This window comes from Pseudomonas sp. IT-P253 (genome assembly GCF_949768125.1).
Lineage (GTDB): Bacteria > Pseudomonadota > Gammaproteobacteria > Pseudomonadales > Pseudomonadaceae > Aquipseudomonas.
In genome coordinates, this window is record NZ_CATKPT010000020.1 from 64,442 (window position 1) to 76,347 (window position 11,906).

Consider the following 11,906-nt stretch of genomic DNA (forward strand, 5'->3'; position numbering starts at 1 on the left):
TCACTTCTCGTAATTCGAAATTCGGTTGGAGTTCCTGCAGCAGCCCCGCCCTTGAGAAAGGCGCGGGATGATGCAAGAGCACGCGTTGTCGTTCAACAGGCCCCAGACCCTAGTCAGCTTTGTCGCCGCCGGCCAGGTTCTTCTTGGAACCGGTCTTGAAATCGGTTTCGTACCAGCCGGTGCCGCTGAGGCGGAAACCTGGCATGGACAGCATCTTTTTAAGCTCTGGCGCCTGGCAAGCAGGGCAGTCGACCAGCGGTGCTGCGCTGATCTTTTGAATGGCTTCCAACTGATGACCACAGGAAGCACATTGATAGTCGTACATCGGCATGGGGGTTGTCTCGGCGATCAGATTGCTACCGCACACGCTGGGTTTTGCGGCAAAGGGCGGGATTATATCCATTAAATGCAGCCTGTGCAGCCGTAAGACTGCACAGACCGACACTCAGCCCATTCCATCGCCATCACTAGCCTGTGACGACACAACTCCCTTCCTTCAAGCTGTGCACTACACAGACCACTCGCACCAGCCCGCTGAAGTTCTTCACACCGCCGTGGCGCAAATGCACTTCCCGGTCCACGTGGGACAACAGCGCACTGACGGAGCAACAATTGACTTTGGCCATTTGGCCCAAAATATCCCAGTAGACCTGCTCGAGCCGCAAACAGGTGGCAAAGCCGTTCAATCGTACTGATCGGGACAAAGGTTGGGCCAGTCCCATATCGAATTCGCTAACAAATGGATCAATCCTTATATCTTTGACCGGACTGGCCCTCTCCTCGCTTCGCCTGTCTTCGTAATCCATATCCTTGACACTCCTTTGCCATCCTTGCCTTCTATAAGAACAAAGCCATGTCTTATAAAAGCGCAGGCGCAACGGTATATCCAGATGACTTTATGACCATCAACGTAGGATAAGCCAACAACTGTTGGGAGATCGCGGAGAGCGTCCTACTCCGCAATATTCCCTACGCAATCTGATGCAAGATCACTCAATGACAGGCCTCTCCACGTGTAGGAAAGACGCCGCCAAATCACCCTCGGCATACCGCCGGACTCCCTGATTTGAGTAGCCGCAAGCTTTACTGTTAAATAGGCAGTGTGTCGCTAGCGCCTATTTTTTCCAGGCGCTGCGCATAGGCTGATACCGGGTACGTGCCCAACGCCTCTTATTTGTTCTGAAGCGAACCGTGCCTCATCAGCTCTTCCTTGTGATCTGTCTTAACGTGAGTTAATCAAAATGTTGAAAATCGTCCACCTGCTAATGGGCGCAGCAGCCTTGCTGCTGTCCTTCATCCCTAGCCTGCGATCCGAAGCTGCTCCTTACCTGCAACAACCCGACGCGCTGTACCTGGCCTTTTTCGGCCTGCTCAATCTCACCCTCGCTCCGGTCATCCCGTACTGGAACAAAGGTCCGCGTCATCAACTGCAAAACCTGGTCAGTGCTCTGCTCGTGCTGGCTGTCGTCCTGCAAACCCTGACGCTGATCGCACCGATGCCTGTCATCGCCGGTCAACCTGCCGTTCTGTTCAGCCTGGTGGCTGCCCTGATTGCCGTTTTTCTGCACCTGGCCATCAGCTTCTACAAATCTTCACCCGCCGCCGCTTCGCCAAGCTATGACATGAGCAACCGCGATACCGGCACCGTCAAGTGGTTCAATACCTCCAAAGGCTTCGGCTTTATTTCCCGTGATTCCGGCGATGATATTTTCGTGCATTTCCGGGCGATTCGCGGCGAAGGCCACCGCGTCCTGGTCGAAGGCCAGCGTGTGGAATTCTCCGTGATGAATCGTGACAAAGGCCTGCAAGCCGAAGACGTGATCGCCGCACTGCCGCGACGCTGATTCAAGGCTGAAAAAAACCGCGAGCAGCCAGGCTGTTCGCGGTTTTTTATTGCCTGCATGTTCAGTAATGCGGCGGTGGCGCGTCTTCTTCAAACGTCTCGAACTGGCCGGCCATTTCTTCCTGTCGCTTGAGCAACGCTGCCATTTGCAGTTGCAGACGCTCAACAGCACGCTGCTGCACCGCCAGCACATCACTCAACGCCTGGATAGTGTCATCCTGAAACGCCAACTGGCTCTCCAGATCGGTAACGCGTTCTTCCAGGCTCATGATTCAACCCTCCAGAAACGTAAAATTATCGGTCAATACCAGGCGCAGCCGTTCGCGAATCGACGCGATCTGCCCTGCGCTGTAAGGCTTAGCCGGGTGCTTGCCCCAAACCGGGGCTGGCCAGGCGGCGTCCTCGCGTTTGCGCACAATCACATGCATATGCAATTGACTGACAACATTACCCAAGGTCGCCACATTCAACTTGTCAGCGTCGAACGAGTCTTTGAGCATTTGCGCCAGTGCGGTCGTTTCCTGCCACAGCAACTGTTGATCTGCGACACCCAACTGAAATATCTCACTGATATCGTCGCGACGTGGCACCAGGATGAACCAGGGGTAGTTCGAATCATTGGACAAGAGCAAGCGGCAGAGCGGGAAATCCCCGATCGGTAACGTGTCTTGTTGAAGCCGTGGATCTAAAGCGAACACTGTGCGCACTCCCGCCGGGTCATCATTTTTCAGCTTAGCGCCCATCCCGAGAGACGGCGCACCAAGCGACTGGACGGCAGCATACCTGCGAACGTCGCCTGCTTCACGACGAACCATTAACAGGGTCCGCCCGATCCCCCTGGATCTGCCGGATGCACGCCCCGACATGAGACATTTTCCGCTGGAACGCACCATTACAGAACCAGCGATCACAAAGAAAACGCCGAAATGACCGGAAAGTGATGATGCGTCCACACTCAACAATGAGCCCTAACTGTATGATTTCAGTACAGCGATAAAAATTTTTTGCACCAAAATCGTACAATGCGTCTACGCTGACTCCGTCGGGTATCCGCCATTTACTCACTTGTGGGGTGAACCGGTAACGTTTTTGAGGGTCACCCAGTGATCCAGGATGGTGCAACACTATGTAAATCATGGCGTCAAGCCCAAGTGGCGGGCGCTTGTCCCCCCGGTTTTACGGGGTTTTTACAGCGTCAGGCAGGTGTTCAGAAAAAAAAACAGCCAACAGCTGTTTTGTGCACGCTTGTTGCATCCACACTCACATTGCCTTTGAGGCATCCGCTGGAAGTGGAAGCCTCAAGGGAAATAAAAATAGTGGCAGGGTTGCCCGATGGAGATTCAAACGTTTCACCAGGGACTCTTTTTACCGATGTTCAGGCCCTGGAAAACAACGTTAAAGTTGCCAATCCGCTTGCGTCGGGGCTGTAAATTTGCGACATCTACCAAGCAGTTTGCGACGGGGTCGTAAAGAAGCTGAAAGGTTAGATACGCAAGTATCGCCAACATGGTCGGCGTGATATAAGTTTGCGCCGACACAAAAAGAAAGAGCCGCCCAGATAATAAATCAGGTGGGACGGCAGAACTCTTATAAAACCAAAGGAGCAAATCACGATGCGCGTGATGAAGTGGAGCATGATCGCACTGGCAGTTGCAGCAGCAGCCAGTACTCAGTTGGCAGTAGCCGCACCTTTCGTAAGCGACCAGGCAGAAGCCAAAGGTTTTGTTGAAGACAGCAAGCTCGACTTACTGGTTCGCAACTACTACTACAACCGTAACAAGAAAGACGGCGCAACCGACGACAAAGACTGGACCCAGGGCATCCAGGGCATGTACAGCTCGGGCTACACCCAAGGTCTGATCGGTGTTGGCGTTGAAGCTTGGGGTCAACTGGCCATTAAGCTGGACGGTTCCGACAAATATGCCGGTACCGGTAACATGACCGTCGGCAATGATGGCGAAGTCAACAACAGCCAGGGCAAAGCCGGCGCTGCCGCCAAGTTCCGCATCTCCAAGACCGAGCTGAAAATCGGCGACATGCAGCCAAGCACTGCTCCGGTGTTCGCTGTTGGCGGCTCCCGCATCCTTCACCAAACTGCCACTGGCGTCCAACTGCAGAGCAGCGAAGTCAAAGACCTTGACCTCGAAGGCGGCCACTTCACTTCGGCGACCAGCCAGGACAGCAACGCCCGTGACGGTAGCCTGTGGGCTAACTACGCTGGCGTGCAGGCCAACTCCATCGACTACGCCGGTGGCAAGTACGGCGTCACCGACAATCTGAGCTTCTCGCTCTACGGTGCCAAGCTCGAAGACATCTGGAACCAGTACTACGCCAACGCGAACTACACCCTCCCACTGGGTGGCGATCAGTCGCTGAACTTCGACGGTAACTACTACAACACCAAGGACACTGGTGAAGCTAAAGCGGGCGTAATCAACAACAACGCCTTCTCCCTGGCCGCTGCTTTCTCGTTCCTGAAAGCACACACCATCACCCTGGGCTTCCAGAAAGTGAATGGCGATACTCCGTTCGACTATGTCGGCGTGGGTAAAAACAACCGCGGTGGCGACTCGATCTTCCTCGCCAACTCCATCCAGTACTCTGACTTCAACGGCCCTGGCGAGAAATCGGTACAAGCCCGTTATGACCTGAAAATGGCCGAATACGGCGTACCTGGTCTGAGCTTCATGACCCGTTACGTGAAAGGTTGGGACATCGACGGCACCAACACACCGGCGGGCAGCGCCTACACCGGTTTCTACGGTGCAGATGGCAAACACCACGAAACCAACGTCGAAGCCAAGTACGTTGTTCAAACCGGCCCGGCCAAGGATCTGTCCTTCCGTATTCGTCAAGCATGGCATCGTGCTAACCATGACGACGCGTTCGAAGGTAGCATTGACGAGTTCCGTCTGATCATCGACTACCCGCTGTCGGTTCTGTAATTACCGAAAGTTAGTTCGAAAGCAACAAAAAAAAGGCCCATCTTCGGATGGGCCTTTTTTGTTGCTTACTGCACCGCAGATTCCTGAACCACGCGAATAACCCGCTGTGGGAACGGGACATCAACACCGGCTGTTTTCAAACGATCACGGGATTGTTCGTTGAACATGAACATCACGTCCCAATAATCTGCCGTCTTTACCCAAACTCGAAGCGAAAGAGTGATCGAACTGTCACCCAGATTAGAAACCACCGCTTGAGGTGCCGGATCTGCCAATACGCGTGGATCTTTGGCCAGTTCCAACAACACTTCACGGGCCTTCTGCAAGTCCGCTTCGTAATCAACGCCCACATCAAACACGACTTTGCGGGTCGGTTGACGGTTGGTGTTGGTGATAATGCCGTTCGACAGATTGCCGTTAGGCACAATGATGGTTTTGTTATCGCCAGTACGCAGTACGGTATGGAAAATCTGGATGCTGTCGACAGTACCGGCAACACCTTGGGCTTCGATCCAGTCACCAATACGGAACGGACGGAACAACAGAATCAGCACGCCGCCGGCGAAGTTTGCGAGGCTACCCTGCAAGGCCAGACCGATGGCCAGACCCGCCGCACCGATCGCCGCCACGAACGACGTGGTTTCAACACCGATCATCGACGCGACGCTGACAATCAACAGCACCTTGAGAATGATGTTCGCCAGGCTGCTGATGAACCCTTGCAGCGCCAGGTCGGCGTTACGCAGGGCCAACAGGCCGCCAAGCTTTTGCGCCACCTTGTTGATCAGCCACCAGCCGACGGCCAGGGTGATGACCGCCAGAAGCACGCGACTGCCGTACTCCATGATCATCGGGATCCAGGCTTGTGACGCCTTGACCAGATTATCTACTTCAGCATTCAAGTCCATCTACGTTCTCCTGATTTCCGGCTACCCGGCACGCAAAAAAAAAAAAAAAATAAGCGGCAGAAAAGACTAATACCTGTAGCAGCTGGCGAAGCCTGCGTTCGGCGCGGGCTTCGCCAGCTGCTACAGATCGCATTACGGCTTAACTGATCGGCATTAGGCAGAAAGGACTGCCTTTTCCGAGGATAATCGTTTCTGCCGTTGCTTGGGCCTCGGACGCCGAAAGCGCCGAGAGGTTCCCGCTTCGAAAGTCAGTCGCGGAAGTTGTTGAACTGCAACGGCATCCCGAACTCCTTGGCCCGCAGCGCCGCAATGGCTTCCTGCAAGTCGTCACGCTTCTTGCCGGTAATGCGCACCTGCTCGCCCTGAATGGCCGCCTGAACCTTGAGTTTGGCGTCTTTGACATGAGCGACGATTTTCTTCGCCATCTCTTTGTCGATGCCTTCCTTGAGGACCGCTTCCTGTTTCATCAGCTTGCCCGAGGCAAAAGCGTCCTTGACCTCAAGGCACTGCACGTCGATTTTGCGCTTGACCAGGGCCAGCTTGAGGATCTCAATCATTGCTTCGAGCTGAAAATCGGCTTCAGCGGTCAGGTTGACGGTCAGGTCCTTTTCCTTGAACTCAAAGCTGCCTTTACCTTTCAGGTCATAACGACGATCGAGTTCCTTGACGGCGTTCTCGACCGCGTTGGTGACTTCGTGTTTGTCCAGTTCGGATACCACGTCGAACGACGGCATGTAATCTCTCCAATAAAAGGGCGCGCTCAATCACGATGGAGCACGCCTGGCTTGCGGTTAAAATCCGCGCTGATTATAACGGGTCTTTCCCATCATTCACTGCGAGCCTCCCATGCACGCGTCAAACAGAGCAAAAAGCTGATGTCCACTACCTGGCATGTTCTGGGCGCCGGCAGCCTCGGTACTTTATGGGCTACACGACTGGCACGAGCCGGCGTACCGGTCAGGCTGATCGTGCGGGACGCGGCGCGCTTGCAGGCCTATGAAGCGGTGGGTGGACTGACGCTGATAGAGCACGGGAAAGCCACCACCTACGATATCCCCGGTGAGACACCCGACAGCAACGAGCCGATCAACCGTCTGCTGGTGGCCTGCAAAGCTTACGATGCCGAAAAAGCCGTGGCCCGACTGGCACCGCGCCTGGCTCCTGGCGCGGAGCTGATTCTGTTACAAAACGGTCTCGGCAGTCAGGACGCCGTGGCGGCCCAGGTGCCGCAGGCACGCTGCATTTATGCGTCGAGCACCGAAGGCGCGTTCCGCGAGGGTGACTGGCGTGTGGTATTCGCCGGCCACGGTTACACCTGGCTGGGGGATGCCGGTCACCCCGTGGCGCCCATCTGGCTGGATGACGTGAGCGCCGCCGGTATTCCCCACGAGTGGAGCACCGAGATCCTGACCAGGCTATGGCGAAAACTGGCGCTCAACTGCGCGATCAATCCGCTGACGGTGCTGCACGATTGTCGCAACGGCGGCTTGCAGCAGCACCATTGCGAAGTGGCCACCCTCTGCGTTGAACTGACGGAATTACTCGAACGTTGCGGTCAGCCCGCAGCCGCCGAGGACCTTCAACAGGAAGTCGAACGGGTGATCCATGCGACAGCCGCCAACTATTCCTCGATGTACCAGGACGTCAGCCATCGGCGCCGAACCGAAATCAGCTACCTGCTGGGCCATGCCTGCAGAGTCGCCGCCCGACACCAGCTGAACTTGCCACACCTCAACCAGCTTGAGTCAAGGTTGATCACCCATCTGCGCAGCCTTGGATTGCCCAGCGACTGAGCAGCGGCTACGCTGGCCACTTGTTCCTATTCAGCGATGAACCTGATGCCACTGCGCCAGCGCCTTGAAAACCTTCCGGTCGGCCAAAAACTGCTGGCCGCCCTGCTGGTGCTGTTGACCACCGTTCTGCTGGTCGCCAACCTGACTTTTATCAGCGCCGCGTATTACATCTCCCAGGAAAGCATGGCGCCTCAGGCCTTGCAGACCATCGGCCGCCTGATCTCCAACCCGAGCCTGGTGTCAGAGGCATTGCAGTCACCGCAAAGTGCCGAACGCTTGCTCAATGAGCTCAACAGCTATTCCCCGCTTCGTGCGGCGGCCCTTTATGACGGCAAGGGCGAACGTCTGGCGCAATTGCAGCATGGCAACAAGCTGAACCTACCGGAGCGCTACCGGCATATCGAATCCTGGCAAGCCACTGAGTTCCGCAGCAACCAAGTCATCACCCTGCCCCGCCCCGGCACTGCGCCCGGCCACCTGCTACTGGTTGCCAGCAGCGAACTGCCGATGGCGTTCTACACCGGCACGCTGACCGCGAGCCTGGGGATTTTGATCTTCAGCGTGCTGTTGTGGCTGGTTATCGCCCGGCAAATAAAACGCCTGATCACCCGGCCGATTCATCAGCTCGAAGAATTGTCCCGGCAAGTGACCCGGGAAGAGAACTACGCCCTGCGTGCCTCCCGCGGCAACCACGACGAAATCGGCAGCCTTGCCGAGGCGTTCAACACCATGCTCTCGCGCATCGAGGCGCGCGAACAGCAACTCAAACGGGCCCGGGATGATTCTCAGGCCGCTTACGATCAGGCCCAGGGGTTGGCCGAAGAAACCCGCCACACTAACCGCAAACTGGAACTCGAAGTCCAGGTGCGCAGCAAGATCGAGAAGAAACTCACCGGTTTCCAGAATTACCTCAACAGCATCATCGACTCCATGCCCTCGGCGTTGATCGCCCTCGACGAACAACTCTACGTGACGCAATGGAATCAGGAGGCCAGCGCCCTCTCCGGAACGCGCCTCGACGAAGCCTTGAACCAGCCGATTTTCCTCGCCTTCGAACCGCTCAAGCCATTTCTGCCGCAGCTCAAGCAAACCGTCGAGCAGCACACCGTGGCCAAGATCGAGCGCGTGACGTGGTTCAAGGACGAAGAACCCAAGCACTACGCCCTGACCTTCTACCCGTTAATGGGGGGTGCTGGGCGTGGCGTGGTGATCCGGATCGACGACATCACCCAGCGTCTGTCACTGGAAGAAATGATGGTGCAGTCGGAAAAAATGCTCTCGGTCGGTGGTCTCGCCGCCGGGATGGCCCACGAGATCAACAACCCGCTGGGCGCAATCCTGCACAACGTGCAGAACATTCGCCGACGCCTTTCCCCCGACTTGCCGAAGAACCTCGAACAGGCCGAGCAATCCGGCATCGAACTGGCGACGGTCAACCAGTACCTGCAAGCGCGGGAAGTGCCGCAGTTACTGGATGGCATTCAACAGGCTGGCGCCCGGGCGGCAAAAATTGTGACCCACATGCTCAGCTTCAGCCGTCGCAGCACCCGGCAAATGGCCCCCTGCGACTTGCCGGCGCTAATCGATCAGGCCGTGGAAATCGCCAGCAACGACTTCGACCTGGCCATCGGTTTCGATTTCAAGGGGCAGGCGATCATTCGCCAGTTCGATCCGGCGTTGGGCCCGGTTCCAGGCACCGCCAACGAACTGGAGCAGGTGTTGCTCAATCTGCTGAAAAATGCCGCGCAAGCCATTCATCAGCGCGAGGACGACCGCGAACCGGGGCGGATCATCCTGCGCACCAAGCTGAACCCGCCGTGGGCGGAAATCCAGGTCGAGGACAATGGCGTGGGCATGAGCGAGAGCGTACGCAAACGTACTTTCGAGCCGTTCTTCACCACCAAGGAAATCGGCCAGGGCACCGGGCTGGGCCTGTCGGTCTCGTATTTCATCATCACCAATAACCACAAGGGTCAGATGGAAGTGCAATCGACCCTGGGCCAAGGGACGTGTTTCACCTTGCGCCTGCCTTTGGCGAGCACCCCGCTCGCCTCCCAAGAACTCAATCAGCTATCGAGGTAACCATGGGCTTTCGCTTGTCGAAGATTTACACCCGCACCGGCGACAAAGGGGAAACCGGGCTGGGCGACGGTCGCCGCGTGCCCAAGGACCATCCACGTGTCGAAGCCATCGGCGAAGTCGATACGCTGAACAGTCAGGTCGGCGTACTGCTGGCGGGGCTGGAAGCGGAAAGTGCGAGGTTTGCGGGACTGAACGAAGTGATCGAGGTGTTGGCGCCCTGCCAGCATCGGTTATTCGATCTGGGTGGCGAATTGGCAATGCCGGTGTATCAAGCGCTGAACGCGGCAGAAATCGAACGTCTGGAAGCGGCGATTGATGTGTGGAATGAAGAACTGGGCCCACTGGAGAATTTTATCCTGCCGGGCGGTTCCGCGCTGATTGCCCAAGCCCACGTGTGCAGGAGCCTGGCGCGCAGTGCGGAGCGACGGTGCCAGCATTTGAATGCGATTGAACCGCTGGCCGGGGTTGGCCTGGCCTACATCAACCGGTTGTCGGATTTGTTGTTTGTGGCGGCGCGGCTGATTGCCAAGCGCCAGGGGATTGCCGAGATTTTGTGGCAGCCGGCTGCGAAACCCCAAGAGTAGCTGCGCGTCCGAAGTCGCCTTCGCGAGCAGGCTCGCTCCCACAGGGGTTGCGGTGTATGCAAATCCAATGTGGGAGCGAGCCTGCTCGCGATGAGGCCAATTGCTACACCAAAGAATCAGGCCAAAACGCCCGAATCCCTGCCACACCCTGGGCGCCTGCTCCCCACGCTTGCTGCAGATCCGCCGGGCCAACGCCACCGAGCAAGAACACCGGTTTACTGAACCCCTCGATCAAGGTCGAAGCCTGCTCCCAACCCAACGGCTGAGCATCCGGATGAGTCTGGGTCGGCTGCACCGGCGACAACGTCACGAAGTCCACGCCCATCTGCTCGGCCAGCGTCAGTTCTTCAGCGTTGTGGCAGGACGCCGCCAACCAGCGCGATGCCGGTAGCGGTCGACCCGCTGCCGCGTACTTGCGCAATTGTGCCGCCGTGATGTGCCAACCGGCAGACGGGAAATCGCCCAGCCATTCGAACGGGCCCTTGATCATCAATTGCGCCTTGCCGGCACACAGCCCGGCCGCATCCACCGCCAGATCGCGGTATTTCGGGTCATAGCCGTTGGGCGCGCGAAGCTGGATCAGCTTGATCCCGCCCGCGATGGCTTTCTGAATGCCGCGCAGCAGGGCCGGAGTTTCCGGGTCCTCCGGGGTGATCAGGTACTGCGAAGAGAGGCGCGCGGCAGCAACGATTGGCTGATTGGCCGCCGGAAACTCATAATTCAACAGATCACGCGGAGCCACCCACTCCAATGGCTGGCCTTCGGCACCGTGAGGCTCCCCGGAAAAGTCCGAGACTTCCCAAACATCGAGCAATACTTGCTTGTCCGGATAATCGTGCCGGACCTTGATCAGCGGGCGTGCCGCGTTGACCACAATCCCCAGCTCTTCATGGAGTTCGCGAGCCAGCGCGGTTTCGACGGACTCATCGGCTTCGACCTTGCCACCGGGAAACTCCCACAGACCGCCCTGGTGCTGGGTATCGGCACGGCGAGCGATAAGAATCTTGCCACTGACATCACGAATGACGGCGGCGGCTACGTGTACTCGTTTCACTGTCCGACCTCCTCCAGCCCCGCTTTCTGCCAGGCCTTGAAGGCTGGCCACTGATAGATCGTATTGACGTAAGCCTCGTCCGCCGCCGGTAATTTCACCTGATAGGTACGCAAGCGCACGGCAATCGGTGCGAAAAACGCATCGGCCAGGGTCGCGCCGCCAAACAGGAATGGACCGGGTTCGGTCGCGGCGGCGCGGCACTCAGCCCACAACGCCAGCATGCGCTCAATGTCTGCCTGCACGTCAGCCGGCGTCGGCGAGAGCGGTGCGTCGTGGCTCAGGTCGAATGGCATACTGCCGCGCAGGGCGAAAAATCCGGCGTGCATCTGCGCGCATGCCGAACGCGCCTGGGCACGGGCGGCAATGTCTTTGGGCCAGAGGCCAGCATCGGGGAATTGTTCGGCCAGGTATTCGGCAATCGCCAGGGAGTCGGCGATGGTGCCGTGCTGGGTTTTCAACAGCGGGACTTTGCCGGTTGGCGAATGCTTGAGCAGACGCTCACGGGTGTCCGGCTGGTTGAGCTTGATCAATTCTTCGGTGTAAGGAGCGCCGACCAGATCGAGGGCCAGTGCGCCGCGCAAGGACCAGGAAGAAAGCAGTTTGTCGCCGATGATCAGGTGGAGGCTCATGTTCGGGACCTTTGAATGAGGGAAACAAGCCAGTCTGGTGGTGACTGGAAGGCCGCCTTCGCGAGCAG

At 57.5% G+C, this 11,906-nt stretch carries 14 protein-coding genes; 6 read left to right on the forward strand and 8 right to left on the reverse strand.

What is annotated here, in order from left to right:
• Positions 1-109: 109 nt before the first annotated feature.
• Positions 110-331 carry an FmdB family zinc ribbon protein gene (locus ACM6IR_RS12425; RefSeq protein ID WP_010457489.1) on the reverse strand — a complete coding sequence of 74 codons (222 nt, stop codon included), beginning with the start codon at positions 329-331 and terminating at the stop codon, positions 110-112.
• A 136-nt stretch (positions 332-467) separates the two neighbouring features.
• The gene (locus ACM6IR_RS12430) at positions 468-806 is read right to left on the reverse strand and encodes a ribbon-helix-helix domain-containing protein (RefSeq protein ID WP_414907961.1); all 339 of its coding nucleotides are present in this window, start codon (positions 804-806) and stop codon (positions 468-470) included.
• 435 nt (positions 807-1,241) lie between these two features.
• Between ACM6IR_RS12430 and ACM6IR_RS12435 the strand changes: the two genes are divergently transcribed.
• Positions 1,242-1,844: a cold shock domain-containing protein membrane protein gene (locus ACM6IR_RS12435; RefSeq protein WP_414907962.1), complete on the forward strand. Its 603-nt coding sequence runs from the start codon at positions 1,242-1,244 to the stop codon at positions 1,842-1,844.
• A 61-nt stretch (positions 1,845-1,905) separates the two neighbouring features.
• On the opposite strand, the gene ACM6IR_RS12440 is transcribed toward ACM6IR_RS12435, so the two are convergent.
• Positions 1,906-2,112: a SlyX family protein gene (locus ACM6IR_RS12440; protein ID WP_414907963.1), complete on the reverse strand. Its 207-nt coding sequence runs from the start codon at positions 2,110-2,112 to the stop codon at positions 1,906-1,908.
• Positions 2,113-2,115: 3 nt separating this feature from the next.
• Positions 2,116-2,541 carry an HIT domain-containing protein gene (locus ACM6IR_RS12445; protein WP_414907973.1) on the reverse strand — a complete coding sequence of 142 codons (426 nt, stop codon included), beginning with the start codon at positions 2,539-2,541 and terminating at the stop codon, positions 2,116-2,118.
• A 405-nt stretch (positions 2,542-2,946) separates the two neighbouring features.
• Between ACM6IR_RS12445 and ACM6IR_RS12450 the strand changes: the two genes are divergently transcribed.
• Positions 2,947-3,273, forward strand: coding sequence for a hypothetical protein (locus ACM6IR_RS12450; RefSeq protein WP_414907964.1), 327 nt, complete (start codon positions 2,947-2,949; stop codon positions 3,271-3,273).
• 183 nt (positions 3,274-3,456) lie between these two features.
• On the forward strand, positions 3,457-4,788 hold the full coding sequence (locus ACM6IR_RS12455) for an OprD family porin (RefSeq protein WP_414907965.1): 1,332 nt from the start codon (positions 3,457-3,459) through the stop codon (positions 4,786-4,788).
• Positions 4,789-4,853: 65 nt separating this feature from the next.
• Here the strand turns inward: ACM6IR_RS12455 and ACM6IR_RS12460 are convergent, their stop codons facing one another.
• Positions 4,854-5,696 carry a mechanosensitive ion channel family protein gene (locus ACM6IR_RS12460; RefSeq protein WP_414907966.1) on the reverse strand — a complete coding sequence of 281 codons (843 nt, stop codon included), beginning with the start codon at positions 5,694-5,696 and terminating at the stop codon, positions 4,854-4,856.
• A gap of 248 nt (positions 5,697-5,944) precedes the next feature.
• On the reverse strand, positions 5,945-6,430 hold the full coding sequence (locus ACM6IR_RS12465) for a YajQ family cyclic di-GMP-binding protein (protein WP_060539637.1): 486 nt from the start codon (positions 6,428-6,430) through the stop codon (positions 5,945-5,947).
• 141 nt (positions 6,431-6,571) lie between these two features.
• On the opposite strand from ACM6IR_RS12465, the gene ACM6IR_RS12470 reads away from it, so the two are divergent.
• From ACM6IR_RS12470 to ACM6IR_RS12480, 3 genes are read left to right on the forward strand one after another with little or no spacing between them, the layout of a single operon-like run.
• Positions 6,572-7,489 carry a putative 2-dehydropantoate 2-reductase gene (locus tag ACM6IR_RS12470; RefSeq protein ID WP_414907967.1) on the forward strand — a complete coding sequence of 306 codons (918 nt, stop codon included), beginning with the start codon at positions 6,572-6,574 and terminating at the stop codon, positions 7,487-7,489.
• Between the two features lie 45 nt (positions 7,490-7,534).
• Complete coding sequence (locus ACM6IR_RS12475) at positions 7,535-9,571, forward strand: sensor histidine kinase (protein WP_414907968.1); 2,037 nt, start codon at positions 7,535-7,537, stop codon at positions 9,569-9,571.
• 2 nt (positions 9,572-9,573) lie between these two features.
• Positions 9,574-10,155: a cob(I)yrinic acid a,c-diamide adenosyltransferase gene (locus ACM6IR_RS12480; RefSeq protein ID WP_414907969.1), complete on the forward strand. Its 582-nt coding sequence runs from the start codon at positions 9,574-9,576 to the stop codon at positions 10,153-10,155.
• Between the two features lie 103 nt (positions 10,156-10,258).
• Here ACM6IR_RS12480 and ACM6IR_RS12485 read toward each other — a convergent pair whose 3' ends face one another.
• Together ACM6IR_RS12485 and ACM6IR_RS12490 are read right to left on the reverse strand one after the other, a co-directional pair.
• Positions 10,259-11,209 (reverse strand): Nudix family hydrolase, encoded by a 951-nt coding sequence (locus tag ACM6IR_RS12485; protein ID WP_414907970.1) that lies wholly within the window; start codon positions 11,207-11,209, stop codon positions 10,259-10,261.
• Complete coding sequence (locus tag ACM6IR_RS12490; protein WP_414907971.1) at positions 11,206-11,838, reverse strand: glutathione S-transferase family protein; 633 nt, start codon at positions 11,836-11,838, stop codon at positions 11,206-11,208. Before ACM6IR_RS12490 ends, ACM6IR_RS12485 begins: the two co-directional genes overlap by 4 nt.
• Positions 11,839-11,906 lie beyond the last annotated feature (68 nt).